The sequence below is a fragment of the Enterococcus camelliae genome (assembly GCF_042685105.1).
GTDB lineage: Bacteria > Bacillota > Bacilli > Lactobacillales > Enterococcaceae > Enterococcus_G > Enterococcus_G camelliae.
Genome location: NZ_JBHUMO010000008.1, coordinates 1 through 24,563, shown reverse-complemented (window position 1 = coordinate 24,563; position 24,563 = coordinate 1). Strand labels below are relative to the sequence as shown.

The 24,563-nt window shown below is 36.6% G+C and carries 31 protein-coding genes and 3 pseudogenes; 7 read left to right on the top strand and 27 right to left on the bottom strand.

What is annotated here, in order from left to right:
- The 4 genes from ACFSR0_RS01550 to ACFSR0_RS01535 all read left to right on the top strand — a co-directional run.
- A partial coding sequence (locus tag ACFSR0_RS01550) for a hypothetical protein (protein WP_379979208.1) occupies positions 1-218 on the top strand: 218 nt, incomplete at its 5' end.
- Entirely contained in the window at positions 215-496 is a 282-nt protein-coding gene (locus ACFSR0_RS01545; protein ID WP_379979206.1) for a DUF5960 family protein, read from the top strand. The genes ACFSR0_RS01550 and ACFSR0_RS01545, both read left to right, overlap by 4 nt.
- Positions 497-719: 223 nt before the next feature.
- Complete coding sequence (locus ACFSR0_RS01540) at positions 720-974, top strand: hypothetical protein (protein WP_379979204.1); 255 nt, start codon at positions 720-722, stop codon at positions 972-974.
- 150 nt (positions 975-1,124) lie between these two features.
- Positions 1,125-1,256: a hypothetical protein gene (locus ACFSR0_RS01535; protein WP_379979202.1), complete on the top strand. Its 132-nt coding sequence runs from the start codon at positions 1,125-1,127 to the stop codon at positions 1,254-1,256.
- A gap of 95 nt (positions 1,257-1,351) precedes the next feature.
- On the opposite strand, the gene ACFSR0_RS01530 is transcribed toward ACFSR0_RS01535, so the two are convergent.
- From ACFSR0_RS01530 to ACFSR0_RS01505, 6 genes are all read right to left on the bottom strand, one after another.
- The gene (locus ACFSR0_RS01530) at positions 1,352-2,008 is read right to left on the bottom strand and encodes an amino acid ABC transporter permease (protein ID WP_379979200.1); all 657 of its coding nucleotides are present in this window, start codon (positions 2,006-2,008) and stop codon (positions 1,352-1,354) included.
- 14 nt (positions 2,009-2,022) lie between these two features.
- Complete coding sequence (locus ACFSR0_RS01525; protein ID WP_379979198.1) at positions 2,023-2,670, bottom strand: amino acid ABC transporter permease; 648 nt, start codon at positions 2,668-2,670, stop codon at positions 2,023-2,025.
- A gap of 12 nt (positions 2,671-2,682) precedes the next feature.
- The gene (locus ACFSR0_RS01520; RefSeq protein ID WP_379979196.1) at positions 2,683-3,489 is read right to left on the bottom strand and encodes a transporter substrate-binding domain-containing protein; all 807 of its coding nucleotides are present in this window, start codon (positions 3,487-3,489) and stop codon (positions 2,683-2,685) included.
- 14 nt (positions 3,490-3,503) lie between these two features.
- The gene (locus tag ACFSR0_RS01515; protein WP_379979194.1) at positions 3,504-4,235 is read right to left on the bottom strand and encodes an amino acid ABC transporter ATP-binding protein; all 732 of its coding nucleotides are present in this window, start codon (positions 4,233-4,235) and stop codon (positions 3,504-3,506) included.
- A gap of 373 nt (positions 4,236-4,608) precedes the next feature.
- Complete coding sequence (locus ACFSR0_RS01510; RefSeq protein ID WP_379979192.1) at positions 4,609-4,935, bottom strand: type II toxin-antitoxin system PemK/MazF family toxin; 327 nt, start codon at positions 4,933-4,935, stop codon at positions 4,609-4,611.
- The gene (locus ACFSR0_RS01505) at positions 4,936-5,169 is read right to left on the bottom strand and encodes an AbrB/MazE/SpoVT family DNA-binding domain-containing protein (protein ID WP_379979190.1); all 234 of its coding nucleotides are present in this window, start codon (positions 5,167-5,169) and stop codon (positions 4,936-4,938) included. It abuts the gene before it with no gap.
- A 298-nt stretch (positions 5,170-5,467) separates the two neighbouring features.
- On the opposite strand from ACFSR0_RS01505, the gene ACFSR0_RS01500 reads away from it, so the two are divergent.
- Together ACFSR0_RS01500 and istA are read left to right on the top strand one after the other, a co-directional pair.
- A complete protein-coding gene (locus tag ACFSR0_RS01500) occupies positions 5,468-5,563 on the top strand; it encodes a helix-turn-helix domain-containing protein (RefSeq protein ID WP_379979189.1) in 96 nt (31 codons plus the stop codon).
- A gap of 12 nt (positions 5,564-5,575) precedes the next feature.
- Positions 5,576-6,334 (top strand): IS21 family transposase, encoded by a 759-nt coding sequence (gene istA, locus ACFSR0_RS01495; RefSeq protein WP_379979187.1) that lies wholly within the window; start codon positions 5,576-5,578, stop codon positions 6,332-6,334.
- 111 nt (positions 6,335-6,445) lie between these two features.
- Here istA and ACFSR0_RS01490 read toward each other — a convergent pair whose 3' ends face one another.
- From ACFSR0_RS01490 to ACFSR0_RS01450, 9 genes and pseudogenes are all read right to left on the bottom strand, one after another.
- Entirely contained in the window at positions 6,446-7,180 is a 735-nt protein-coding gene (locus ACFSR0_RS01490) for a LytR/AlgR family response regulator transcription factor (RefSeq protein ID WP_379979185.1), read from the bottom strand.
- Positions 7,181-7,355: 175 nt separating this feature from the next.
- A pseudogene (gene istB, locus ACFSR0_RS01485) lies at positions 7,356-7,922 on the bottom strand (IS21-like element helper ATPase IstB); the annotation flags it as partial.
- A 182-nt stretch (positions 7,923-8,104) separates the two neighbouring features.
- Positions 8,105-8,323, bottom strand: a complete 219-nt coding sequence (locus tag ACFSR0_RS01480; RefSeq protein WP_379979181.1) for an IS3 family transposase — start codon at positions 8,321-8,323, stop codon at positions 8,105-8,107.
- Positions 8,324-8,331: 8 nt separating this feature from the next.
- Positions 8,332-9,009: an IS3 family transposase gene (locus tag ACFSR0_RS01475; RefSeq protein WP_379979179.1), complete on the bottom strand. Its 678-nt coding sequence runs from the start codon at positions 9,007-9,009 to the stop codon at positions 8,332-8,334.
- The gene (locus tag ACFSR0_RS01470; RefSeq protein ID WP_379979177.1) at positions 8,994-9,686 is read right to left on the bottom strand and encodes a helix-turn-helix domain-containing protein; all 693 of its coding nucleotides are present in this window, start codon (positions 9,684-9,686) and stop codon (positions 8,994-8,996) included. The genes ACFSR0_RS01475 and ACFSR0_RS01470 overlap by 16 nt, the downstream gene beginning before the upstream one ends.
- A gap of 61 nt (positions 9,687-9,747) precedes the next feature.
- A pseudogene (locus ACFSR0_RS01465) lies at positions 9,748-11,382 on the bottom strand (ATP-binding protein); the annotation flags it as partial.
- Positions 11,369-11,758 (bottom strand): conjugal transfer protein, encoded by a 390-nt coding sequence (locus ACFSR0_RS01460; protein ID WP_379979176.1) that lies wholly within the window; start codon positions 11,756-11,758, stop codon positions 11,369-11,371. The pseudogene ACFSR0_RS01465 and the gene ACFSR0_RS01460, both read right to left, overlap by 14 nt.
- Before the next feature lie 52 nt (positions 11,759-11,810).
- Positions 11,811-14,042, bottom strand: a complete 2,232-nt coding sequence (locus ACFSR0_RS01455) for a S8 family peptidase (RefSeq protein WP_379979174.1) — start codon at positions 14,040-14,042, stop codon at positions 11,811-11,813.
- Complete coding sequence (locus ACFSR0_RS01450; protein WP_379979172.1) at positions 14,035-15,084, bottom strand: AAA family ATPase; 1,050 nt, start codon at positions 15,082-15,084, stop codon at positions 14,035-14,037. Before ACFSR0_RS01450 ends, ACFSR0_RS01455 begins: the two co-directional genes overlap by 8 nt.
- A gap of 263 nt (positions 15,085-15,347) precedes the next feature.
- Between ACFSR0_RS01450 and ACFSR0_RS01445 the strand changes: the two genes are divergently transcribed.
- Entirely contained in the window at positions 15,348-16,040 is a 693-nt protein-coding gene (locus tag ACFSR0_RS01445) for a toll/interleukin-1 receptor domain-containing protein (protein ID WP_379979170.1), read from the top strand.
- A gap of 64 nt (positions 16,041-16,104) precedes the next feature.
- Here ACFSR0_RS01445 and ACFSR0_RS01440 read toward each other — a convergent pair whose 3' ends face one another.
- From ACFSR0_RS01440 to ACFSR0_RS01385, 12 genes and pseudogenes are all read right to left on the bottom strand, one after another.
- A complete protein-coding gene (locus ACFSR0_RS01440) occupies positions 16,105-16,608 on the bottom strand; it encodes an antirestriction protein ArdA (RefSeq protein ID WP_379979168.1) in 504 nt (167 codons plus the stop codon).
- 12 nt (positions 16,609-16,620) lie between these two features.
- Positions 16,621-16,842 carry a hypothetical protein gene (locus ACFSR0_RS01435; RefSeq protein WP_061724786.1) on the bottom strand — a complete coding sequence of 74 codons (222 nt, stop codon included), beginning with the start codon at positions 16,840-16,842 and terminating at the stop codon, positions 16,621-16,623.
- Positions 16,843-16,846: 4 nt separating this feature from the next.
- Positions 16,847-16,966, bottom strand: coding sequence for a DUF3789 domain-containing protein (locus tag ACFSR0_RS01430; protein ID WP_379979166.1), 120 nt, complete (start codon positions 16,964-16,966; stop codon positions 16,847-16,849).
- Positions 16,967-16,980: 14 nt separating this feature from the next.
- Positions 16,981-18,164, bottom strand: a pseudogene (mobT, locus tag ACFSR0_RS01425) (MobT family relaxase).
- 257 nt (positions 18,165-18,421) lie between these two features.
- Positions 18,422-18,712, bottom strand: a complete 291-nt coding sequence (locus tag ACFSR0_RS01420) for a hypothetical protein (RefSeq protein WP_379979164.1) — start codon at positions 18,710-18,712, stop codon at positions 18,422-18,424.
- Positions 18,702-19,844 carry a DNA cytosine methyltransferase gene (locus ACFSR0_RS01415; RefSeq protein WP_379979162.1) on the bottom strand — a complete coding sequence of 381 codons (1,143 nt, stop codon included), beginning with the start codon at positions 19,842-19,844 and terminating at the stop codon, positions 18,702-18,704. Before ACFSR0_RS01415 ends, ACFSR0_RS01420 begins: the two co-directional genes overlap by 11 nt.
- A gap of 78 nt (positions 19,845-19,922) precedes the next feature.
- Positions 19,923-20,060, bottom strand: coding sequence for a hypothetical protein (locus ACFSR0_RS01410; protein ID WP_379979160.1), 138 nt, complete (start codon positions 20,058-20,060; stop codon positions 19,923-19,925).
- A 104-nt stretch (positions 20,061-20,164) separates the two neighbouring features.
- Entirely contained in the window at positions 20,165-21,355 is a 1,191-nt protein-coding gene (locus ACFSR0_RS01405) for a spr1629 family repressor/antitoxin (RefSeq protein ID WP_379979158.1), read from the bottom strand.
- Positions 21,356-21,377: 22 nt separating this feature from the next.
- The gene (locus ACFSR0_RS01400; RefSeq protein ID WP_379979156.1) at positions 21,378-22,148 is read right to left on the bottom strand and encodes a spr1630 family ClpXP-sensitive toxin; all 771 of its coding nucleotides are present in this window, start codon (positions 22,146-22,148) and stop codon (positions 21,378-21,380) included.
- A gap of 128 nt (positions 22,149-22,276) precedes the next feature.
- Positions 22,277-23,623 (bottom strand): FtsK/SpoIIIE domain-containing protein, encoded by a 1,347-nt coding sequence (locus ACFSR0_RS01395; RefSeq protein ID WP_379979154.1) that lies wholly within the window; start codon positions 23,621-23,623, stop codon positions 22,277-22,279.
- 68 nt (positions 23,624-23,691) lie between these two features.
- Entirely contained in the window at positions 23,692-24,027 is a 336-nt protein-coding gene (locus ACFSR0_RS01390) for a damage-inducible protein J (protein WP_379979210.1), read from the bottom strand.
- 9 nt (positions 24,028-24,036) lie between these two features.
- Entirely contained in the window at positions 24,037-24,411 is a 375-nt protein-coding gene (locus tag ACFSR0_RS01385) for a YdcP family protein (RefSeq protein WP_379979152.1), read from the bottom strand.
- Positions 24,412-24,563: the final 152 nt, after the last annotated feature.

The following is a 24,563-nucleotide window of genomic DNA, read 5'->3' as shown; positions in this document are numbered from 1 at the left end:
TCCAGTTCAGACTAACACACCACGCTCAATGTCAATCAGCACGAAGCTTTATCAATAACATGCTTTATTTCGCTAGGTGGCTAACTTGTACTTGCAATTTGTCAGAAGAAAATAGTCTGTTTCTTAGAGCAATTTCTCAAAAAATTGAAGTGATTGAACTGAGTACAATAAAATATGTAGCTTTTTTAACCGATTCAAAATGGAGTGATTTAACATGAGTTTAACCAATCGATCGTTATCATTTGATTATTTCACCGAAAATGCCGAACGATTTACAAAAGATTTTACGAATTACGTTGTAACCGAAATCCCCTTTTTTGCTCTCCAGGATGAATTATTACACCTAATGGACAAACGACAAATTACCTATTTTAAAATTCCTAGTTATAAATGCATTGACAAGAAAGAGCATATTTTCTACTTCCGTTTAGAATACCTCAATGAGTACAAAGCGATGAAAATTTATCATTACTTAGGAATGGATTTGAAAAAATAAGCAATTTTTCTTTTCTTTTTTAAGCTTGAACGAATCATTACTTGGTAGGATTGTTTTGTGGATGAACTCGGTGTTTCCATACGAATGATTGCAACAAATCATTTTTGTTACAATTATTTCCAAACGTTGCGGTACAGGTTCGATTCCTGTCTTCCACTTCTAAAAAGTGACGTAGTTTCTCCTATAGGGTATAATAAAGATGAAGCAAAGAGGAGGTAATGTGATGAAAAAAACAAATTTTTTCGTTATTTTCTGGTTGTTACTTGCGATAATTTCATTTATTACGTTTCTTGTTTCCTTTCAGTCTCTATGGAATACGTTAGCTTATCTTTTTTTTCCTGCTACAGGCACTGAATACAGTATGTCAACTAACGAAATCAATCGTTCCTTATTTACCACAGTACCGATGCTCCTCACTGTAGTTGCCACCTTTACCCTATCTTTGAGAAACGGCTTAAAGCTTTATCACAGTCTCTAAGGAAGTGAATTTGACAATGAAAAAATACGGTTTCTCTAGTTGCCTATTTTTACTTAGTCTCACAATCGGGATTCTATTGCATTCGTTTTTCGTTTCATTTCGTAGTTAAAAAATTTAGCAAGTTCAATCGACAAAGGAAGTGTTCCCCACATGATGATGAGTTTTGGTTTTGGATTTATTTATTACCTGATTGGTGCAATAGTTTTATATGGTATCATTCGCTTAGGCGTGAAGCATGGGATTCAAGATGCTAAGAAAGAAGAAAAAAAAGAGTTATTCTAAAAAATGGTCAGTTAACAGTCGTTGCCGTTAACTGACCATTTTTCATTTTTTTAGTAGCAATAAAAGTAGCGCTTATACGAGTCAGCACTTCTCACTTAATAAGAATAACGCTTGGTTTCAAAATATTTTGATAATAAGGACAATAAATAACAGATAACAAAGTAGCCCAAGGTTAATGCAAAGTACATGGGAATGACATAATTGGAATTTTGTCCATAAATAATTTTCGCATTATGGGTAAATTCTGGCAGTGAAATAATCACCGCTAGCGACGTGTCCTTTACCAAAGAAATTAGTTGACTTACGATAGCTGGGATCATTGAACGAAAAGCTTGTGGAATCATAATCGAAAACATCACTTGAAGATATGTCAAACCTGTCGATAGGCCCGCCTCCATTTGACCTTTGGGAACAGCATTCAACCCTGCTCGGAAAATTTCGGAAAGCATCGCCGATTCAAAAATAGTCAAAGCGATAACTGCTGACCAAAAAATATCAAATTTGATCCCAATTTGCGGCAAGGCAAAATAGGTAAAGAAGATGATTAAGAGCAACGGTAAATTGCGAATAATATCCACCACCAAGCCTACAATTCGTGAAACGAATGGAATAGCTGAAAAACGAATAGTCCCCATAATGGCTCCAAACAAGAAGCTTAAGATAATGGAGACAATCGAGACTTCAATTGTCACGAGTAATCCATCAAATAAAAAACGTAAATTAATAAATGAAAAAGCATCAAAAAAATTCATTCTGTCTCACCCTCCTATGAACGCAATGCCCATTTCTTTTCTAAATAACTCATATAATAAGACAATGGTAACGTCAAAATAAGATAAAAAATCCCAACAATAATATAGGTGTCAAATGTATTAAATGTTGTACTAGCAATTAAATCTCCCTGATACATAATATCTAAACCGGCAACCATTGCTAGAATGGATGAGTTTTTAATCAAATTGATGAATTGTCCTCCAAGTGGAGGTATCACAATTTTAAATGCTTGTGGCAACACAATATAGCGCATTGTCTGCCAATAGGTAAATCCAGAAGATAACCCCGCTTCCATTTGTCCCTTATGAACAGTTTGGATTCCCGAACGTACCGTTTCTGCGATAAAGGCTGACGTATAAATTGTCAAGCCAATCGTTCCCGCTTGAAAACCATCGAATGGAATAAAATAAAGTGGAATCACAACATAAAAAATCATTACAATAATTAATAAAGGTACATTTCTAAAAAATTCAACATACGCTTTTGCCAATCGTCGTATCACGTTATTTGTTGATAATTGTAAAATTGCCATCAATGTTCCAATGATTAGACTTGCAATCAATGCGATGAAGCTGGCAAGAATTGTATATTTGAAACCGTCAATAAACAATGATGCATTGGTTTGAAATAACTCAATCATTTCATTTCCCCCTTATTCCGCTTTCCCACTGTCATCATTAGGGAACCATTTATCATAAATCTTGTCGTATGTTCCATTCGCATGTAGGTCCGATAATGCTTTGTTCACTGCATCTAAAAAATCTTTTTGTCCCTTATTAATGGCAATACCATACGGTTCATTAGTAAACGTTCCCCCAACTAATTGATAGTGATCATTTTCACTGGCCATTCCTAACAAAATGGCATTGTCCGTTGAAACGGCATCTCCTTGCCCCGCCTGTAAAGCAGTAAATGCTTCAGAATAATTTTCCATTTCTAAGACTTTGGCATCTGGTGCAGCTTTACGAATATTTTCGGCAGAAGTAGATCCCTTCACAACTAGTACGGTGTTTGCAGAAGTCAAATCTTTCACGCTAGTAATCGCGCTTCCCTTTGCTACTAACAAGGATTGTCCAGCATCAAAATAGACATTAGAAAAATCGACTTGTTTTTTTCGTTCATCTGTAATGGTCATAGTAGCAATAATAGCATCGATATTCCCATTCTTCAGGAGTGGAATCCGTGTTTTTGAAGTAACTTCAACAAAAACGGCATTGCCGTCACGACCCAAAATTTCTTCAGTAATCGCTTTGGCAATATCTATGTCAAAGCCTTTTACCTCTCTCGATGAAATATCCATCAAACCAAAAAGTTTGGTATCGTTTTTTACTCCCCATACAATTTGCTTACTTTCCTTAGCTGTTTCTAAAATATTTTGCGAAGCAGCACTGGCATTTTTACAGGCTCCTAAAGTAGTGAGTGCTAGTAAGAGGAACAACAGTGTATATATTTTTTTCATCGAAACTCCCCCTCCTAGTGATTGATTACCTTACTAATGAATTGTTGTGCTCTTTCTTCTCTTGGATTAGCAAAAAAGCCTTTCACATCGTGACTGTCTTCAAGAACTTCTCCATCAGCCATAAAAATAATCCGGTCAGCAACCTCACGTGCAAAGCCCATTTCGTGCGTCACGACAATCATCGACATTCCTTCTTTGGCTAATTTTTTCATGACATCGAGAACATCACCAATCATTTCTGGGTCTAATGCAGAGGTCGGTTCATCAAACAATAATACTTCAGGTTTCATAGCTAGACCTCGTGCGATGGCCACTCGTTGCTGTTGTCCACCTGATAACATAGAAGGATAAGAATCTTTTTTATCCCACATTCCTACGCGTTTTAATAACTTTTCTGCAGTTGCATTTGCTTCAGTTTCTGATTGTTTTAATACTTTTAATGGAGCTAAAGTAATATTTTCAATGACTGTTTTATTGGGATATAAATTAAAATGTTGAAAAACCATCCCAATATTTTTCCGGATTTCTGTTAGTTTGGTTTCTTTACTGCGAATATTGGTACCGTTAATTAATAATTCTCCTGTCGTAATGGTTTCTAAGCCATTGATAGTACGAAGCATTGTACTTTTACCAGAACCGGATGGCCCAATGATAACCACCACCTCACCATCTGCAATCGCTAAATTAATATTCTTTAGTGCATGAAATTTTCCGTAATATTTATCTACATTCTTAAATTCAATCATCAAAACGCCTCCAATTTTTTATTTTCTTAATTTTATTTTAATATTATAATCATAATTTAATCCCTTTGTAAATGGTTTATTCCACTTACTATCCCCTATCAATGTTTGAGAATACGCTTAACCGTATGATTAGTAGTAGGTGATAGAAATTTTTTATTTGTAAATAATAGTAGTATTTTAGTAATAGCTTTCCGTATCAATCTAGTTCAACTAACCTATCAAAGGTTGCGACGAATACAATGTCATCAAAAAAATAGTCTGAATGCCTTAAAATGAATGATTCCGGCCGATTCATAAAATTGTTAGTAACAATAAGCATAAAAAAATAACCAATTAAAAATTTGGTTATTTTTCATAATCATTTTCAATTTGCTTAAATAAACATCCCTATGACTTCCACTACTTCAATCCAAGTTAACAGGTCACATTGTTCAATTGTCTCTATATTTCTTGTCGTGTAATCAACAGAACGCAATTGATGAGTAACTATCTCGCCTGCAATCTTTTGTGGGTCTTTTATGTCAATGTATGTCGCGAAATTTCTTTTTGTTGAAGTTATAGGACAGACTAAACAAAAACCTGTATTTTTATTAAATTCATCTCTACTGATTACTAATGCAGGTCTTCTTTTTTTTATTTCTTTGCCTTTTGAAGGATCAAAATCAATCCAAATAATATCTTTTTGTTTTGGAAAAACCATCTAGTTTTCCTCACCCTCAGATTTCATTGTATCCCACTCAGCATCGTCTTGTGTAATAGAACTTCTGAAATCTACCCAATCAGCTGTATTTTTAAAAATATCTTCTTTTTTAGGCTTCAGTATGTAGGCTTCTCCCACTTTTAAAATTGTGAATGTTTCTCCTACTTGTGGAGATATATCTTTTGGAAAAATGGCGCCTACAGAATTGCCTATTTTTCTAGCTACTGTTTCCATACATATCCTCTCCAATCAACTTAGTTAAATTGAATTTAACTTAATTTAACTAAATTGTCAATTGAGAACTCTACTCCCTTTTCTGTATTATTTTCAACTTCGCCAAACATCATGGAATACCCAAGATCGCTCATGCGGCCCAAAGTGTAACTGCTAAACTAAAGTGAGCCAATTTCGGTCAATAAAAATGAGCCAAAAAAGCTCAATAAGAATGAGCCACCTCGTCGAAAAAAGACGAATAACTCCTGTACAATAGGTAACATCTATTCGTAATTGGAGGAATAAGGTGGAAAAGAAAATGGACGTATACACAAAAATTAAACAACTAAAGGAGGATAACTACAGCCAACGAGATATTGCCAAAATGCTTGGTGTTTCAAGGAACACCGTTTAAAAGTACGTTGATATGAATGGCGAGGAGTTCCATATTTTCCTTGCGTCAACTAAGCAGCGGAAACAAAAGTTGGATACCCATAAAGACCAAATACTTAAGTGGCTTCGAAAGCACCCGGCTATGAAAGCCGCGCAAATTCATGACTGGCTTGAAGAGCGTGGCTATCTTGGTATATCAGAAAGTACTCTTCGTCGATACGTGAAGCAACTTCGAGAAGATTACGATATTCCAAAGGTTAAGCAGGAACGGGATTATATGTCCGTTGAAGATCTCGATATGGGTGAACAGGCCCAAATTGACTTTGGCCAAATCAAAGTGAGAATTAATGGCGCTACTAAGACGATATACTGCGTCGCCTTTGTTCTCTCCCATTCGCGGTACAAGTACATGGAATGGTGGGACAGTCCCTATAACGCCCACGAAAATGCGTTCCACTATTTCAGTGGTATGCCAAGAACCATCGTTTACGATCAAGATAGAACAATCTTCGTTGACGAAAACTATGGCGACCTGATTCTTACCACCGAGTTTGAATCCTATCGACAAAGCCGACGTTTCAAAGTCCACGCCTGCCGTGGTTCTGACCCTGAATCAAAAGGCCGTGTTGAAAATGTCATTGGCTTTATCAAAAAGAACTTCTCTGACAATCGTGTATATACAAATATCGACAGTTGGAATCGCCAAGGAGAACAATGGTTGGTGCGACGAGCCAACGGGAAGATACACAATACCACAAAGAAAATCCCAGCTGAGGTCTTCGAAGAAGAATAGTATTTTGTCCACTCTTTTATTTCATTAGGAGTATTATCATCAATATCATAAATTCTTTTTAGAATAAAGTCTGTAAATAACCCCATTAAAACTCATCTCCTATTCAGGAAACTAATGTTCTTCTTCGAATGCTAAGAGGACTTTTTTGTAAAAACGTCGTGAAATAGGTAAAGAGTCACCGTTTTTCATTACCGCCAGTTTTTCCCTTTTTTTTATACATTCTACATTATCAGTATTTATCAGATATGATTGATGGATACGAACAAACTTTTCATGACTGACTTCTATTTCTACTAAACTACAATAAAACTCCTTCAATTGATTGAAAACTATCATCTCAATTTTATGATCATATAACGTTGAAAAATACAAAATACTATTTAGCGGAATTTTTATTTCCACATTTTGATTTTTAAAAAAATACATTTCCTCTGTAATGTGCTTTTGTTGTAACTGTAAGTACGTTGATATTATGTCATCTAATTTACTAGTAAGTGCCTCTACAGGGACACTTTTATCTAAAAAAGTAAGCGCAGATACCATGTATTCATATGATAGCAGCGCCAGTTCACTATGACTCGTTACGAAAACTATGATGCTTTCGCTGTCTTTTTCTCTTATTGTTTTAGCAATTTCAAGACCAGCGATTTTATCCCCTCTTATCTCAATATCTAAGAGAAAAAGATTAATACCAGAAAACTTCTGTGATTTAGATAGTAGTTCTTCTCCTGTTCCAAATGAAAAAATATTGTCTATTTCGACCTGATTCTTTCGTAAAAGCTCCGTGATCGTTTGAAAAAGGAAACGTCTTTGCAGATATTGATCTTCCAGAATGAAAATACTCACGTTAGCTTCCTCACCTCTTATTTCTAGTCTGTCCAATCAAAATGAATAAGATAAAATAAGAAATGATCATAGCTACTTTTGAAATGGTTATATCGTTACTGTATTTTGCAAGGCTTTTATACATAAAATTGCAGAGAAAAACTACATAACGCTGCATCCTGAAATAATTCTTTGATTAGTTTGATTTTGATAGAGCATTTTTTAATCGGAAGCTCTCACCGGTGAAGCTTAGGATATGTGCATGATGAATCAGACGATCCACCAATGCCGCTGTTAATCGAGGATCAATGAAAATCTTATTCCATTGGCTGAACTCTAAATTGCTAGTTAAAATGACGCTTTTTGTCTCGTACCAATCACTGATTAATTGGAAAAGCAGCTCAGCTCCTTCCTTAGTAAAAGGGACATACCCCATTTCATCAAGAATCACTAATTTTACTTTGTCAAATCGATGCTTAAATACTTCCAAGGTGTTATTTTTCCATTGCCGTTCCAATTCTCCAACAAGTTCAGATACGCGCCAGAATCGAGTTTCTATCCCTGATTGGGTGGCTAGTTGCCCCAATGCACAAGCCAGATGCGTCTTTCCAGTTCCAGGGGTACCAACAAACACTGCATTTTCTTTTTGACGAATAAAGGATAAACTCAATAATTCTTATTTTGTTGTCACATTTGGTAAACAAATATGCTCATGCCATTCATAATTGTCTAAGGTACGATTGATTGGAAGCTTTGCTTGTTTCAAAATGGTGTGCACCCCGTCAATAGGACAATGAAATATTATAAGATTTTTTCATCGAACTACCCTGAGTTTTGGGGTAGTTTTTTTGATTTATTTTATAAGCAACTGTCGCGCTACGCTTGACTGGCCATGTGGTTGTAGCGGGGAAGAAGGTACTTTCCCCGCTACAACCACACGGTATCTTAGGCTGCTTGGAAATATTGCTCGTGATATTCCATCGGTGTGAGGACATGTAGTTTTCTTTGGTAACGACCATTATTATAGTAGTCAATAAAATCAGTTATCATGTCGGTCAAGTTTTGTTTCTTTGTAAACTTACGACCATAATAGTTTTCACGCTTTAGAATGCCCCAGAAGCCTTCCATAGGACCGTTATCGATACATTTTCCAACTCGAGACATACTTTGAATCATTTGTGCATCACTAATTCTTTCGTACATTTTTTATTGATATATTGAAATCCACGATCACTGTGGAAAATTGGCTGTGCATCAGGTTCTGCCGATCGTGCCTTATCAAAGGTATCCAGTACCAGTGGTAGATCGTTCCTCTCGCTGATGACGTAAGCAACGATACGTCGATCATATAAATCTAGGATGGCACTCAAGTAGACCTTATGCACCTCGAGACCAATGTAGTACTTGAACTCTGTAATATCGGTGACCCACTTTGTATTTGGTGCTGTGGCAGAAAAATCAAGATTCAGGATATTCTCCGCTAAGTAATATGGATGAAGACCTCTTTTAGTAATACTATTTGCCGGATGTTTGATTGAGGATTGAATTTTTTCTTCACGACAGATACGTAAGACGCGCTTATCGTTCACGTTTTGATCGTGCGTCCGTTTTAGTTCGTCTTTGATCCGGCGATAGCCCATGTCCGGGTGTTCATCATGGATTGCTCTGACTGTTTTGGCAAGTTCGTTGTTCGCCATCCTCCGTGGGCTATAGGGATGTTTCACCCAACGATTGTAAGCCGACCGGCTAACATTCAATATCTTGCACATGGGCTGAACAGGATAAAGTTTTTCTTCATGTAGTTCCTTGATTGCTTCATAAGCGTGCCAATTTTTTACTTCTTTTGCCAATCCCTTCTTTCTAATTCCTTTACTTTTTTTAACAGGTCAATCTCCATCTGTTGGTATTTTACCTTTTCTTCCAACTGCGCAATTCTAATTTTTGCTTCTTCTTCAGGTGTTCGACTTTCTTGGTTTGCTTTGCGGTGACCACGACGATCTTCGAGTCCTGCTTCTCCCAATTTCTCGTAACGCTTGACCCAGTTATAAATGTTCTGATAGGTCACTTGGTACTTTACAGCTGTGCCACTGTAATCGTAGTTGTTGGCAATACAGTACAATACAATCGCTATACGCTCTTCTAAACTGAACTTTTTTGTCTGACTCACTTTACTTCCACCACTTTCTGATTTAAAGGTTCCATGAGTATTATATATCTTTATCCAGTCTTGGAGCTGTACCTTGTTCCGTAAACCATATTTTTTTGCGACTGCCTCCAATCCTTCAAATCCATCCAGATAGTATAGAACGGCTTCGACTTTTCGTTCTTTTGAGTAGTGACGATTCTTTTTGGTTGGTAATAATCCTGTAGGTCCTTCATTTTCATAAATGGCTATCCATCTTTTTATTGTACTCCAGTTCACACCTGCTTCTTGAGCTGTTTTATTGATACTGCTTTGACCATTGAGATAATTCTCAACTATCTGTATTCGCTCTTCAACGCTTAGTTTCATTTTTCTTTTAGACATACGAAATACCCCTATCTAGGACGTTAATTATTTCTTTGTCCTAGATAGGGGTAGCATATCATTCCGAGTCTTTCTTTTTCTTCATAATCACATAAGGATCAAGTAACCCTTGGTTTTCTGGTTTACTCGTCAAGTTGAGGATATTGATTTCATCCGCAATTTCTGGCAAGGTTTCTTTCCAGCCACCGCGTTCGCCTTTTGGATCAACAATCACAGCTTGCCCACCGAATAAAACAGCATAGTAGACCAAGAGATTGTTGCTAAAGGATTTTCCGCCACCGAGTGAACCGAGGAATGCCGCTGCTAGCGCATTGGTAACTGAGCCTTTTACCCCTTGTGAGGCCAAGGCCGGTTTCAGGTAAACATTACGCCCCATATCCACGTTGTAGCCAAAGTAAATGCCTTCTAATTCTCCTAACATTTGGGTAGCTCCAAAACCAAGTCCAGCGAGAAAGTCAGACGTTACATACTGGATATAGTCGTTCATGTATCGCTTACTAGAAGGCAAAAATTCTTCATGTAAGCCCATCATATCCCCAAAAGGACGGACTAATTTCACATTGGTATCATCATAAAAATCGAACACTTCATCACAACGGCGTTTTAATTCATCCACTGATTCCGCACTTACCCGAACCACATAGCTCAGTTTGTACATGGATTCTTTCGACTGATCCAAGGTGGTTTCCAATTCATCCACGGAATCCAACGCATCTAAAAAATTGGCATTCGTTTCATTATCAGATTGGTAAGCGTGGTTGTCTAAATCTTTCAGTTCCTTCTTCTTATTGCGAACGGTGGCAAGTGCCTTTTTGTTCGTAACAATTTCCACATTCATACTCGTGTCGATTGGGAATGTAAATTGTTGTTGCTGGTAATAGAAAAGTTCTGAGGAAGGAAACTCCATCTCTCCGACAATCGTGTTGATTGTTAGATAAGCTACATAGGACTCATGATTCTCGTGTTCCATGCGTAAGTAACGCGACTTTTCTTCAACCAAACAACGACTGGGACGTAGCAGGTCATAACGCTTCACCAAAGTTTCTGATTTTAACTTTTTCTTTGGTAGCTGAAATTCATATTCTTCAAACGGTGTACCTTTTTCACCATAAATATGTTCAATCAAATACGTCAGATCACTGGGTGTGACACGCCTAACTTTAAATCTCCGAGCCATTTTACTTTCCATTAGTTTTTCAAGCTTAGTATACCGGCGAACTTCTTCATTAGATAACGAAACAAAATCGCCCATCAAATGATAATTTACCCCATAGACAAATTCTTGAAGCCCAGAAAAGAAAGATTTCTTGAGACTCTTTAGATTGACCTCTTCATCTGTCGCAATCAGTTTGAAACCAATAAAAAAGCGATAATCAATCTGACTATCGCCAATCATGGATACTAATGCATCTGTCTGTAAATCAATTCGTTGTTTCGCTACTTCTTTGAGTCTACCGGTAATTTCCTTTTTTGATCGCTCTTGCGTGGCGCGAATACTACTTTCTGTGGCAATTTGTAAGGCATGGATCTTGCCTTCACGATTTTGCGCAATCAATTGGCGAAAGTTATCATGTACTTGATATTTCTGTTCAGGTGATAAAAAGGAGTAATTGTAAGGCACTAATTCATAGTAGGCAAAACACTCTCCCTCTTGATTAAAGACAAGATTATTCTCAATATACTTAATCGGATACATAGTTCACACTCCTTACAAGAGTAATGGGGTCATCCCATCGTTTCTTCTGTTCTTTGACTTTCTTTCCTGCAAAAGTGACCTTAAACCGCAAGTGATAACTAATAAAGGATCGTAAAAATCCTAATGGTTTCTTTCCGTCAAAGGTCTTTTGCGACATAAACCATGTAACCGCCACCGGTATGCCCAAGTATTTTAAAAAAGCTCCCTCTATCATAGATAGCGGAGGCACATGGGCAAATACAATGACAAATAGCAGGGATAGAACAAACCAAGCCATTTGGTTAAAGGTCACAGGAAAAGGCAGTTGAAAGTCATTGATTGCGTAAATGACTTTTTCAACTGCCCAAATACTGGTGTAGCTTTTTATTTTCTTCATTAGATTCACTCCAATTAAAAAAGCCTATTTCTAGGCTTTTTTATAATATGATTTACACATCAAAATGAATATCTTCTTCAGCAGTTTGATAAATGTCAATTTGGTTTTCTACATTTACTCGATTGACGATCCACCCTCTTAGGCTACATTGCTGAATAAAGTCTTCAATTCGATTTACACCGGTAATTTCTTTTAAAGTAACAACTACTCCAAAACGAATACCTTCTCCATCACGAGGATTTAATCTTTCTTTTGTCTTAATACTCATTCCCCACATTGGATTTTTGTATACTTTTTTTCCTTTTGTCCTATTAGTCAAAACTTCTCCAATGTGTTTGACATTATCCCATTTTCTGAATAACTTCCTTGCATCTTCCTCGTAAACGAAATGTACTTCCTCATCCAGACTTTGATTATTCTTATTTAATGGAACAAATTTTCCTTTATCGTTAAACCGTCCAAAGTATAAATCTAATTCAGTGTTCGTATAATCTACACCCTGATTTCTGGAACATTTTGGAAAGTAACAGAATGTAGCCTTTGCTACATAGGGATGTTTACCCTGGTATATAGGTACTGGGAAATTATAATTATACGTATCATACTTTTCAGATACACCGGAAACCACAAATTTGATTTCATCATCCATTGAATGAATAATATTCTCAATCCTAGTTGGAACAACCCCATGTCCTTTTAAAGATAACTCATTTAAGTCATTATTGTTATTCCAGCCAATCGCAGAATCAATTAGCAACGCCTTCGCTATTTCTTTGTTTAAACCGATAATATCAATTAGATAAGATAGTTTTCTCGCAATCCACGGAGCTGCATAAGATGTTCCAGCAACCTTTGCTTGTCCCAACGGTTCACAGACTAACATAAATTCATCTGTAGTTCCTCCAAAATAACTAACATCAGGTTTGGTGAAAAAAGATAGCACGATTCCTCTTCTTGAATAGGGTGCAGAATTATTATTTGCACCTACTGAATTCACAATCACAGAGTTAATTGAATCTGCTGGTGCACCTATTCTTTTATCTCCTTCATTTGATTGCTTATTTGTACCTGCAATAACAAAGATAACATCATGTTCAAACTGAAGTTGATCCAATACCGCACCTTCAGCAGAAATGAAGTTTTCATTTACTTCCTCATTAGAGCCTAGTGATAAATTCCAAACATGAATGTCCGGATTGCTGATAACAATCTCTTTAATTGCACGAATAATTGAAAAAGAGTTAAATCCCTTATTTGTTGCTACACCAAAATGACGAACTTTGAATCGACCACAACCATCATCCAATTGTGGATTAATTGTCGGTCCATCCACAATAATTGAAGAAACCGCAGTTCCATGTTTATAATCAGCATCAATGGTTGGAATATTGGGATCAATCATATTATGAAAATCTACCCATTTTCCGAAATAGACTCGATTGTCAAACAAAGTATCAATCACACCAATAGTTGGTTCACTTGTTGGATCAGGAATCATTTGTTGTGAGGTAGTATACGAATCATAAAAGTCACTTGGCGCTAACTCTGATAAATTTTCTGTGGCCATGGCAATTAGGTAGGGAGCTTTTTGTAATAAAATGGCTAAGTAATTTGGATCTAGTAATACCGTCGTACGATCAACGATCCGTTCATTTAAAACTTTGATACCCAATTTACTTAATAAAACTTGTGTATCCTCACCAGTATCATACAACGTAACAATAGAAGCTCGCTTTGCTTCTATCTCACTTCGTTCAACATCAAATTTTTCGACATATGCTGTATCAACGATATATTTCTGAAATCGGGTTTTCGGAATATTATATGATTCAAAATCTATAGCATCGAATCGATTAGGGACATTAAATTCTTCATCATTTGTAGAGCCATTAAACTCCTCATTTAAAATCAACTTAACTTTTTGGGCTACCGAAATGGTTTCTTCAACAACACTGAGTGGTACAAAATGCGTAATAATATGTTTAGGCTTTCCTTCTGAAAATTTTGCGCCAACAATTGATGAATTTGGTATTTTGCTTCCTATGGAAAGAAATCCTTGAATTCGATTAATCTTAGCAGCAATCTTGTTATAGTAAACACTGACTAGGCAACCATTTAAAAATAATTCCGTTTGCCAGAATTCTTTCATTTCTAATAGGTCTTGAATTAAAACTTCAATTTGATCACTACGAATGGTTGTATTTTTTGGTAACTTTGGACTTCCTGGACGCTGTTTGCCAGCATTTTGTGAAAAGCTACCTTTCAAATTTAAAATATCATTCATACTGCTCTCCTTTCAATTCTCGTGAGACTTGACTTTTGGAAATTCCAGTTAGCAATTCTATTTCTCTAACTGTAAATCCCCATTTTTGTAAATCTTCCAAATTGAATTCTCCAGATAATTTCTTTGCAGACTTAAGTAATCTTTTTAAGTAATCAAATGGATTATTTGGATTACTAAAAGCCAAAGAAACTTTGATCAAATTTTTTAGTTCACCTGGATTAGGGATTTCATCCATATTTTCCAGTATTTTCTTGAAGAGTTTCATGTTCCTACCAGAACTTTTAAATTTTTTAAGTAGTGAATTAAGAATACTCTCTGCAATTTCAATTAAATCTTCTCTTTCATACCTATTAAAATCTATGACAGAATCAAACCTTCGAATTAAAGCTTTGTCAAAATTTTCAAATAGATTTGTTGTAGCAATTAAAACAACATCTTCATTCAATTTGTCTAGTTCTTTTAGAATGCTAGATGTTACGCGTCCCATTTCTCTTAAATCATTTGAATTAACCCTGTCTAAGGCAATAGCATCTATTTCATCAAATAATACTAGCGAATTTGATGGATAAGGCATTCGATTGATTTCGTTAAAAACGGCGGCTACATTCTTGGCAGTTTGTCCCATTTTACTATCGATTAATTCACTGAACTCCACTACATATAGTCTTCTTTGCAAAAGTCTTGCAACTTGTTTGACCGTTTCCGTTTTTCCAGTACCAGGAGCTCCTTCAAACAAAAATTTATTTATTCCTACACGATGATTCACTGCATTGATTATTCCCTTTATATCTTCTGCTATTGCTTTTGGTAGCGGGAGTGGATCCGTATTTATCTCTATTTCTTTTAAAAATAAACTTTCAAAAGAGTTATTTTGAGGAACAAACGTACTAGCATCTGATACCAAACTCATAATGTATTCTGCTAATTGATGATCGCCAATCTGATCAAAATATCTTGCAATTTCCATTGATTCATTTCTAAATTGAAGTTCATTTTTTTCAGAATGATACTTGATTAGATTTAGAACATTTTTCTTCTTCAAAATAATCACATCCTTTCAGAATCATTATAACACAAATTGGGACAAAAATGTGCATTTTGGGACTATTTATGTTAATGTAATCTCGTAGATAAATTGCTAATATGAACTGATTTAGTTTGAGTAAGAATTTATTCTACTTTGACTTGAAAACATTCAAAAAACTAAATCGTAAGCAGATTACAAAAGTAGTATCACTTTGAATGCCCAGTTTACTAGCTATATCTCATACATTAATTAAAAAAATTCAATTCGGAGGTAACAAAATGGTAAGATGTACAGCACCAGTAAATGGGCATCGAACAGCAAGCGGAAGAGCAGCATGCCCCGCGTGTGGAGGGGGTTCACGAGGATTTAGTTCCTACCCATCATATTTTTCTTCTCCCACTTATTCTCGCTCAACAAATTCTGTTTCCAATCGTAGCAAAGGTACGAAGAAGGCACGTTGGTCATCGCCTGGTTCAACTATCCTATATACACCGTCTCAAATTCGGACACTTACTCCAATCCGCAACAAGTATGAGGAGAGAGCCAAACTACCTGACTTACGCGATGTTTTTCTTTGTCATGCGTGGGATGATCGTAAAACTGCAGCCAAAGAATTACATGACTTATTAGAAGAAAAAGGTGTAACCGTATGGTTTAGCGAAAAAGACGTTCTTCTCGGCTCTCCACTTCTTCGTGAAATTGACAGAGGTTTGGCGAAATCTCGAGTGGGTATAGTGCTAGTTACTCCTTCATTTCTTAAACGCATTAATGGTGCTGGTGTAGCAGATAAAGAACTTTCCGCTTTGTTGGCTAGGGACTTACTCATTCCTATAGTCCATGAAACTACTTTTGAAGATTTAAGAGAAGTTAGTCCATTACTAGGATCAAGAAATGGCCTAAGCACTGTCGAGGAATCTATGACAGAAGTTGCAGCCAAATTAGCAGAATTAGTTACACCAGAAGTAGCATAAATAATATACTTAAAGACAGATCTAATAAAAGATCTGTCTTTTTTCTAACTTGCAAAAAATACATTTAGGTAATATATTCAAAAATCCCACGACTCGTAACCAAATAGTTCCCTCCAATCTCCAAGTCTCTACCACACGCATCAAAATCAATATACATCTTCAAGTTTTCTGGTACTTCGCCAAAATCACCAGCTTCTACAATCAAGTAATACGCTACATCACTCATGTCATTACAATCGGGATAATAGATGATATCATTCATATGCTCCACCATTTCTTCAAAAGAATTGAAGAAAGCATGTTGAATCTCAGAAGCAACTTCACCAATCGGAGTTCCTTCAAGCTCCTCCGCTAAACCACACAACCGGTTAATCTCTTCAATTGGCGTATACTCATCAAGCTCAAAAGGCAGTTCATAATCATGAATCGCGTACTCTTCGTATTCATCATTTAATCCAATCCGTTCTTTCACTTCATCAAGATCGACAGGTGGGGTAAACCACGCCCCCACCAACTCACCTTCGTTATATTTCCCGATGTTTGCAATATAAACGCGCATCTGTTCCATTGTGAGTCCCCCTTAAGCACCGATGATTCGATTAAACAAATTGAGTAAGACATCTTTCACACCAGAAGCATTAAAGACCAGACCTACCGCAATCAAGGCAATCACCAAAAAACCAATCAGTTTGGAAAACTCCCGCTTAAATCCTAAAAACAAACCAATGACCACAATCGCTAGTAAGACTAAAGATTGAGCATTGGTTAAAAACCATTGATACAAATTTTGTCCGAAATTCATCTTGTCACTTTCCTTTCTTTTCCATTGCTCGATCCGCTGCTGCACTTGCATGCATCAAGCACATCACAGTAACACCAAGCATACTGCCACCAAATAGCAATAAAATATCTTTTACAATTCCCATCAAAATTCCTCATTTCATATAATCAAATTTTCAATTGCCATACTTTGTTGCTCCAAAATCTTTTTGTGTCGGTCTGATAGGCGTGCATTCTGTACCATATCCTGGATATAGGTTGTCTGATTCAATCGATCCAACTCCTTAGCCATTTTCCACGTAGGGGCAACTTGTCTGCCTAGCCAATTTAATGTTCGTTCAATGGTATACGGTTTCGGTTCGGAAGTTAATTGAATCTCTTTCCGGTTCCGTCCAATAAAACGACCCCATTGTTCATTCAAGGGCCAGTTGGTTCGCCTTTTACCTTCTACTTTATCCGCAAATCGCAAATACCGATTGATAATGGAAAATGTGGTACTTTCAATGCTGCGACCTTTTAACAAGTCTTGGATTGCATGATAAGCACGATCATTTTTTAAGCGAATCTCAAAGCGGTTTTTCGTTTCGGTCTGGTTTAATGGAATCCCTAACTTGATATATTGTTCATAATCTTTTTCGTACAAACAGAAGTAAACCTCACTTTTGAGACTGCCGATATATAAGGTATTGCCCATGCCGTCCTTTTCATCAGCTTTCAACAGTTCTCCGGAACGATAACTTTTAAAGGTACGGAACAAGGAAATACATTCTTCCTTCTGACATTTTTTCGTTAAATCAGGAATATCCAATAAGCCCACTCGATCATTGATTGCCAGGTCCAAGCGTTTCATCACGCCACCGTTTTTTAGACAATCTTCGAAAAAGTCGTACCAGCTACGCTTTTGGGCGAGTAAAAAGTTTCAAATTGCCGGCAACCTCGCCCCTTTAATTCTAAAAGTACTCCTTTATCTTCTTCATGAGACAGCATCACTACAATATCGCCCATAACATATTGTTCCTGATAAGAGTAAAAGGCGTAATCCTCATGAAGCATATACTCAAATTTCAAATGGAGAATTTCTTGAATAATTTTTCGTGCATCCGTTGTGGGGAAACGAATCCTTACATAGTCAAAAAGTAATGTCAAAGGCAAATCGGGATTGAAACTTTCCAGTTGGTCAAAAATTTTCCTCATGGTTTTTTCTGATGGTGTAAGTAGACCTGATTCAATCTTATTGATATATTCTCTAGTCAAATTACATGCGACAGCTAATTTGTTCTGCGAAATCTTGTAATCCTTACGCTTTTCTTTCAGCAATTCCTTGCTTAAATTTCTTTTCGCCAAATAATCACCTCCTAAAGCAAAAGTGTGAAGTAATTGACGAATACTTCACACTTAATCAAATCGTTAATTTTCCTTGCTATATCAGCAATTATTAAGGATTACTTGCTTATTTTTTGTGTTTTTGTACCCCCCTGTTAGATACGGGGGGTAAGACATCATGGCCGGCTGGCGCCGTCCATGAACAGGCACAGCACCACGGAGGATTTCTGCTTCGCAAATCCCCCGCGGTCAGCGCCTATCAGTGGTTTACTTGGTTGTTACTCCGCGGTAATGCCCTCAATTTCTAGTTCTGCTTTTATCTCGAGCAAGTATTGACGGATATCCGGTTCTTTGGCAAGGTCCGCAATCCGTTCCAATTCACTGATGATTTGATTCAGCTCCATTCGAGCATCGGTTTCCTCGTCCATTACATATGAATCACCAGTGACCTTCACCCCGTTTTTGCGAATATCAAAATTGAGCCGGTACAGTTCTTCTTCCAATTCCGGATCTGACTGAATCTTGCCAATCACCCTGTAGATTTCCCCAATCAACTCATCATAAATCATCTATTTTTACCTCCGTTAACCTTCTTGCAATATCAAAAATGACCGGAACTGTTACTGAGTTTCCGGCCTGCTTATACAACTGACTATCTGAATTAACTTGAGAAGCTTGGTCAAAAGCCCAATCGGGAAAGCCTTGAAGTCGCCAGCACTCTCTAGGTGTTAGCTTCCGAATCTGATACTGATCCGTGACAACTGCTTGTTGGTCTCCTGTTAGTAAAGTATGCACACTTTGTTTTCCCAGACGTCCTCGACGACTTGTGGAATTAGGAAAAGCCAGGTTCACACTGTCCCCTGGCTTCACCTCTTGATATTCTGTTTCATTTTTCCGAATCATGATTTTCGTTCCCCCTTGTTTCGTTGACAAGGTGGGGGCGGTTCCGGTTACTTCGTATACCCGATTGCCTTGTTCAAAATTTCCCGGTAACATACCCGCTACTGAAATTCCATCATTCACAGGCAGTGCGATTTTGATTCCTTCATCACCAGTTAAGGTTGGCGCTACACCATCTGAACCATAGACTTGTCCACCCATGCCTCGATTGGAAGGATTGATATTTACCAAGTTTCTGATGTTTTGATCAGATGTTGGAGACGATCCAATGATAGGAAATACTTGTTCGGTACATGCGTCTCGAGAATGTCCGATAAGGAAGACCCGCTCACGGCTTTGGGGAACATAGGCCTTTGAGTTAAGCACCTGCCATTCCACATCATACCCCAATCCATCCAGCGTTCGGAGGATCGTCTCGAACGTAGCCCCTCCTTCGTGATTGAGCAATCCCCGGACGTTCTCAAGGAATAAAAACTTAGGTCGGAGAAGAGTGGTGAACCGAGCGATTTCAAAGAATAAAGTACCTCGAGTATCGGAAAATCCTTGCCGCTTTCCCGCAATTGAAAAAGCTTGGCACGGAAATCCGCCGCAAATGATGTCCACTGGTCCGAGGGAGTGAACAAACTCGTCTGATACACTTGTGATGTCATGCATTTCCACCTCCCTCCTTGTATCATGAATTGCCTTATAACTCCGCCGGGCAAATTCATCAATTTCACAAAAGCCGATACACTGGTGGCCCGCTTGTTCCATACCTAAGCGAAAACCACCAATCCCGGCGAATAAATCTAAAAATGTCATACATCACCTCATTCATTGCAAAGAAAAAAGCCAAGAACATTTTTGCTCTTGGCTCTTAAAACTATTTCAATTTCAAATTTATTTTTCTTTATCCAAACCAATCAATTCTCGTTGTTTTCGATTGGATTCATCTGCTACAAATTTAAATACTGTCTTCAGCTCTTTCGCAGAGGCATTCTTTTGTAGTGTAGAAAAGTTACGGTTATACTTTGCCATAATTTCCTCAACTTTTCTTTCTCAGTCATGTAACTCTTCCTCCAATTTTGTAAACAACAGGTTAAAAATATTGGAATATTCTAAAGTAATATGAAATAAATTTCTCAACTAAGAGAAGCCTTGTCACGAAAATCATCTAAATCTACAATTCTAGCATCAATAAAGTAATCCTTTTTTATTTCTAAATACTGATCAAAAAAATGTTCTTCTAAATTAAATAAATTAGAAAGAAAGCTAGGTAAGATGTTAAACTGATTCAATAAAAATTTTAAGTTGACTACATTTTTATCGAGTACAAATTTAAGAAGAGAGCGAACTTTACCTGGTCTTACTGGAGGAATTTCATCGTCTAAAGGTTCTAACAGTTTATATCCTTTTTTAGTTAGTTGTCCCCAGAAATATCGATTTTCTTGATAAGTCATCAATCCTAATCCATAGGCTCTCATTTCCAGTGCTGAAATTGAGACTAGATATTTCCTTTTCAAGTCAATATAATAATCAGGATTCGATTTCCTTTTTAATTTCAAGAAATCATTAGTAAACTCTTCTTCTGGCAATAAAAATATAGACGCAAACAAATGAGCTTCCTTCTCAATAACTTTTAATTCTGCAGCAGTTAATATATCCATATCTACATCTGCGTGTAATAAAAGGTGCCCCAATTCATGAACTAAATCAAAGTTTCTTCTGACTGCAGATTTCCTAACAGTACCTAAAATTATATACAATCGCCCATCATTTGTAACTGTACTATAAGCATCAATTTTAGATCCTAAATTTTTTTCTAGAATATAAACCCCACTATTCTCCAAAGTATACATTAGATTTTTATTGTCTTTTAAAGATAGTTCAGTTCTAGCAAATTCTGCAACTTTTTTTATTATTTCATTTCTTTCTAAAGGGCTTTCCTTAACAAATTTCAAAGTTTTTTCTCTGATATCAATTATTGGTGCCTTTGGAATTATCAATTTCTGTTCAAAATAATTGATATAATAATCAACATAATTCAAAAAAGTAAGTTCAAGTTTTGTCTTTTTTCTAGATTCCCTATCTTCTGCTCTATATGCAATTTTTTCCTCACTAACTTTATCTTTCAGATAAGTTGATGAGAAAAAATATTTCGTCTCCACACAAAATAAACTACGCAATTGATTTAATATCTCAATTCGAGGCAGTATAGAATCACTTTCATATTGCCATACTGCCTGTTCAGTTATTTTCAATTGATCTGCTAGTTCTTTTCTGGAGAGACCGTTTAACTCCCTTAGACTACTTAACTTCTCTCCGTAAAACATAGAAATCATCCCAACTCTCTACTTAATTTGCTTCTTTCTTTGTATCGTCTTGTTCTTCTGCAGCAATCCCATAACCAAAAGACTGATCTTCATCCGCATAGATGCTTTCAGGAACTTTATCTCCCTTCACAATTTCAAGTTCTTCATCACTAATTGAATAAATACTTTTCTCTATTAATGGCGTTAAGTCTGCAACTTCAACTAGACTCATTTCATGTTGATTTGGTAGTGTCAAAGCAATTTTGCTAATCATTTTGGATTGGGAATCAAATTCGTACGTTACCACATAAAAACGATTGTATCCTTCTGGAGCCTTCATAGCAACATTTTTATTTATTGCTTCCAATTCAGGAAGAGAAAGTTCCAGTTGAACAACTTTTTCAGATGCTACCGACTGCAAAGACTTGCTTTCAATGATTCGATTGTTAATACCAGCATATTCATATAAATAATTTTCCTTTTTGTTATTATCCACTTTCCCGTTAAAAGTTTTTGTAATTCCTCGACTATTTTTTACAATTACAAGATATTTTTCTTGTGTATCCTTCAGAATGAACTGAAGATATTCCCAAGTATATCCCGCTTTCTCAATTGAGCTTTGAACTTGATTATAATTCGAACATGCTTCATCTACACTGGAATCTATATGATTTCCTTTAACCCAGGCATACGCTCCACTGACTTTTAAATCTTTTTGAGCCCGTCTTCTTACATCAAGATACTCTTTATATCCCTTCAAAATACCATCTACGATTGATTGACTCAATTCATTTGCTAAAGAAAACTTGTTCACACACTCCACCTCATATCCTTCTATTTGTAATCAATTATACTTTATTTATTAAAAAAAGGAAGTATTTTTCATGATTTTTTTAAAGTGAAGATAAAAAACTATCCATCCAGTTTTTGAATGAAACTATTTCATAATACTTTCCTGCTGCAATAAATATTAGAAATTTCTTTTAAAAAATCGTATTCTTTTGATACAAGTGGTGTATAAAATTCACTAATCACACTCCCTCCTGTATCTACATAGCCTCGACCTTTGATGCGTTTCATAAAGAAATTTTTATCAACCTCGCCAAACATCATGGAATACCCGAGTTCACTCATACGTCCTAAAGCTACGCGAAAGTTGAATTGATCGCGAATCCCATCTCCTAAATATTTTGCATCTGGTCTTTGACAAGCCAAAATCAGAAAGAAACCCGACTGACGACCTAACATCACGATTTGTTTGAGCTTATTCAAAATCACCGCACTTTCTTTCGTTGTTAACATCTCAATATAAGCCACGTATTCATCAAAAATTAAAAAGTTGGGCGGAAGTTCAAGATACGCATAGTTCTCTCCTGTTTTGTAGTTGGGCATTTCTTTCATTGCCTTGCTACGAGCCATCATGCGTTCGTAAAAGTCTTCCACGCAAGTAGAAATTTCTTCCTTTTGTGAATAGACATGGGGCATTACCGTACCTAAATCGGCGAGGTCCGCATTTTTTGGATCGAGGATAAACAATTCTGCATCTGACTTCAATAGTGCTTCGATAATGGTGAGTAAGAAATATGTCTTCCCACCACCTGTTCCACCAGCGATTAACATATGAGGTAAAGAATCATACGCCCATACTTGATTTTTCATCAATCGCAGAGTCCCGTTTTCTGCCACTACTTCTTCAATTCCAATTCGATTGGCAATCATATCGTATAACAAGGTGTATTCCACATAAGAGTCTTTGAGTTCCTTTTCTACTAATTCACAATACAGTCCGCTTTCTAACTTCTTTTCCAACTTTAAAAGCTGATCCTGATATTTTCCCAGTGAAATTTGAACGCGAATAGAAAGTAAGCCATCTTTCATTCGATAATAAATTTTGGGGAAGTAGCTGATGCTCTCTTTGGTCCGACTACTATTCAAATCTTTGAAAAAACCTTCACCTTGAGTTTGTTTCACTTCATACCAATGGTTTTCTAGAATCATCCGAGCCAACTTTTGTCGATGCCACAGACTTCGCCAATGATCAAAAAAAAAATGAATATAAAGTAACATCATAGCTCCTGCAAGAGCGAGACTTCCAAGTAGACATGCTAAATCTTTTATAGACCAAACAATTTCAATAGTAGAAAGTGATGGCTTAGAAAGATCAAATTGTCTAAGCTCTTGAAAATAAAAGACGTCCATCCAACCGATGAATAAGGCACTTAGCCATCCAAGAACAAAGTGATAAACCAAGTGCTGATCTCCTGCTCGTATGCGATGCCCTTTGTACATTTTGATGGTTTCCACCCCCAGTCGAAAAAGCCCAATAGGATTTCATTGGGCAATTTTAAAAAGTTATGCTAGTCATTTACTACTACGGGAAGTTGTTTCGTTTCTACCAATTGTTTTAAAAAGCTTTCGATGGCATCCGGCATCTCCACACCAATTTCTTCCAAGACAGATTCTGCCTGGCGACATAAGTTTTCATTTACTTCGACAACCATAAAGAAGGACTCTTCCTCATCCAACCATTTGAGTACGTCAAAATCTTCCTCATTGGTTTCAAAAAAATCCTGATTCATAATAAGAAATACTTTTTCGTCTATCGTCAAATCTTCGTTGACTTGTTCTTTAGTTAGTTCTCCTTTGCCATAACGATCGAGACAATCTAAAATATGTTCCACATTAATTTCCATACGCTTCACCTATTTCTTTCCTTCATTTTGGTTTGTAGGGTTTCCTTGATTCGGTTGTCGTTTCAAGACTAAATCATCTGCCTTAATGAACCAATTAACAGTAGTTCCTTCTCGGAAAACATAATTGGCGACCGTATCCACGATTGGATTGACCAACTCTACCTCTGCATCATAAGCAAACTCGCGTAAGGGCACATTTGCTGGGATACTAACTTGAATCATTCGACCTTGCGCAGAGGATTTCAAATTATAGGTTCGTTCTTTTACCTCGTTGCTAACCGTTCCATCCTCATTTTGTTTGCGTACTTCTCGACGTAATGCAGAAAAACGCAAATTTCCGAATGTTAATCTTGAATCTACTACAATACCCTCTGTTAATCTCATAATCTTTTCCTCCTATGCTTTCACTAAATCATCGACATACAACACGTATGTTTATGGCAGAATAAAAGTACACACGGTTGCAGCGCAAAAGTGCATAGTCCCGCAAATCGCTTAAGATATATTAAAAAGCCATTGCGGGCAACCTGAAATTC

Coding starts and splice junctions, on each gene's coding strand:
- ACFSR0_RS01545 (WP_379979206.1), top strand. CDS start 215: ATGAGTTTAACCAATCGATCGTTATCATTTGATTATTTCACCGAAAAT.
- ACFSR0_RS01540 (WP_379979204.1), top strand. CDS start 720: ATGAAAAAAACAAATTTTTTCGTTATTTTCTGGTTGTTACTTGCGATA.
- ACFSR0_RS01535 (WP_379979202.1), top strand. CDS start 1,125: ATGATGATGAGTTTTGGTTTTGGATTTATTTATTACCTGATTGGTGCA.
- ACFSR0_RS01530 (WP_379979200.1), bottom strand. CDS start 2,008: ATGAATTTTTTTGATGCTTTTTCATTTATTAATTTACGTTTTTTATTT.
- ACFSR0_RS01525 (WP_379979198.1), bottom strand. CDS start 2,670: ATGATTGAGTTATTTCAAACCAATGCATCATTGTTTATTGACGGTTTC.
- ACFSR0_RS01520 (WP_379979196.1), bottom strand. CDS start 3,489: ATGAAAAAAATATATACACTGTTGTTCCTCTTACTAGCACTCACTACT.
- ACFSR0_RS01515 (WP_379979194.1), bottom strand. CDS start 4,235: ATGATTGAATTTAAGAATGTAGATAAATATTACGGAAAATTTCATGCA.
- ACFSR0_RS01510 (WP_379979192.1), bottom strand. CDS start 4,935: ATGGTTTTTCCAAAACAAAAAGATATTATTTGGATTGATTTTGATCCT.
- ACFSR0_RS01505 (WP_379979190.1), bottom strand. CDS start 5,169: ATGGAAACAGTAGCTAGAAAAATAGGCAATTCTGTAGGCGCCATTTTT.
- ACFSR0_RS01500 (WP_379979189.1), top strand. CDS start 5,468: ATGGACGTATACACAAAAATTAAACAACTAAAGGAGGATAACTACAGC.
- istA (WP_379979187.1), top strand. CDS start 5,576: ATGAATGGCGAGGAGTTCCATATTTTCCTTGCGTCAACTAAGCAGCGG.
- ACFSR0_RS01480 (WP_379979181.1), bottom strand. CDS start 8,323: ATGTCTCGAGTTGGAAAATGTATCGATAACGGTCCTATGGAAGGCTTC.
- ACFSR0_RS01470 (WP_379979177.1), bottom strand. CDS start 9,686: ATGTCTAAAAGAAAAATGAAACTAAGCGTTGAAGAGCGAATACAGATA.
- ACFSR0_RS01460 (WP_379979176.1), bottom strand. CDS start 11,758: ATGAAGAAAATAAAAAGCTACACCAGTATTTGGGCAGTTGAAAAAGTC.
- ACFSR0_RS01455 (WP_379979174.1), bottom strand. CDS start 14,042: ATGAATGATATTTTAAATTTGAAAGGTAGCTTTTCACAAAATGCTGGC.
- ACFSR0_RS01445 (WP_379979170.1), top strand. CDS start 15,348: ATGGTAAGATGTACAGCACCAGTAAATGGGCATCGAACAGCAAGCGGA.
- ACFSR0_RS01440 (WP_379979168.1), bottom strand. CDS start 16,608: ATGGAACAGATGCGCGTTTATATTGCAAACATCGGGAAATATAACGAA.
- ACFSR0_RS01435 (WP_061724786.1), bottom strand. CDS start 16,842: ATGAATTTCGGACAAAATTTGTATCAATGGTTTTTAACCAATGCTCAA.
- ACFSR0_RS01430 (WP_379979166.1), bottom strand. CDS start 16,966: ATGGGAATTGTAAAAGATATTTTATTGCTATTTGGTGGCAGTATGCTT.
- ACFSR0_RS01420 (WP_379979164.1), bottom strand. CDS start 18,712: ATGATTTATGATGAGTTGATTGGGGAAATCTACAGGGTGATTGGCAAG.
- ACFSR0_RS01415 (WP_379979162.1), bottom strand. CDS start 19,844: ATGACATTTTTAGATTTATTCGCCGGGATTGGTGGTTTTCGCTTAGGT.
- ACFSR0_RS01410 (WP_379979160.1), bottom strand. CDS start 20,060: ATGGCAAAGTATAACCGTAACTTTTCTACACTACAAAAGAATGCCTCT.
- ACFSR0_RS01405 (WP_379979158.1), bottom strand. CDS start 21,355: ATGTTTTACGGAGAGAAGTTAAGTAGTCTAAGGGAGTTAAACGGTCTC.
- ACFSR0_RS01395 (WP_379979154.1), bottom strand. CDS start 23,623: ATGTACAAAGGGCATCGCATACGAGCAGGAGATCAGCACTTGGTTTAT.
- ACFSR0_RS01390 (WP_379979210.1), bottom strand. CDS start 24,027: ATGGAAATTAATGTGGAACATATTTTAGATTGTCTCGATCGTTATGGC.
- ACFSR0_RS01385 (WP_379979152.1), bottom strand. CDS start 24,411: ATGAGATTAACAGAGGGTATTGTAGTAGATTCAAGATTAACATTCGGA.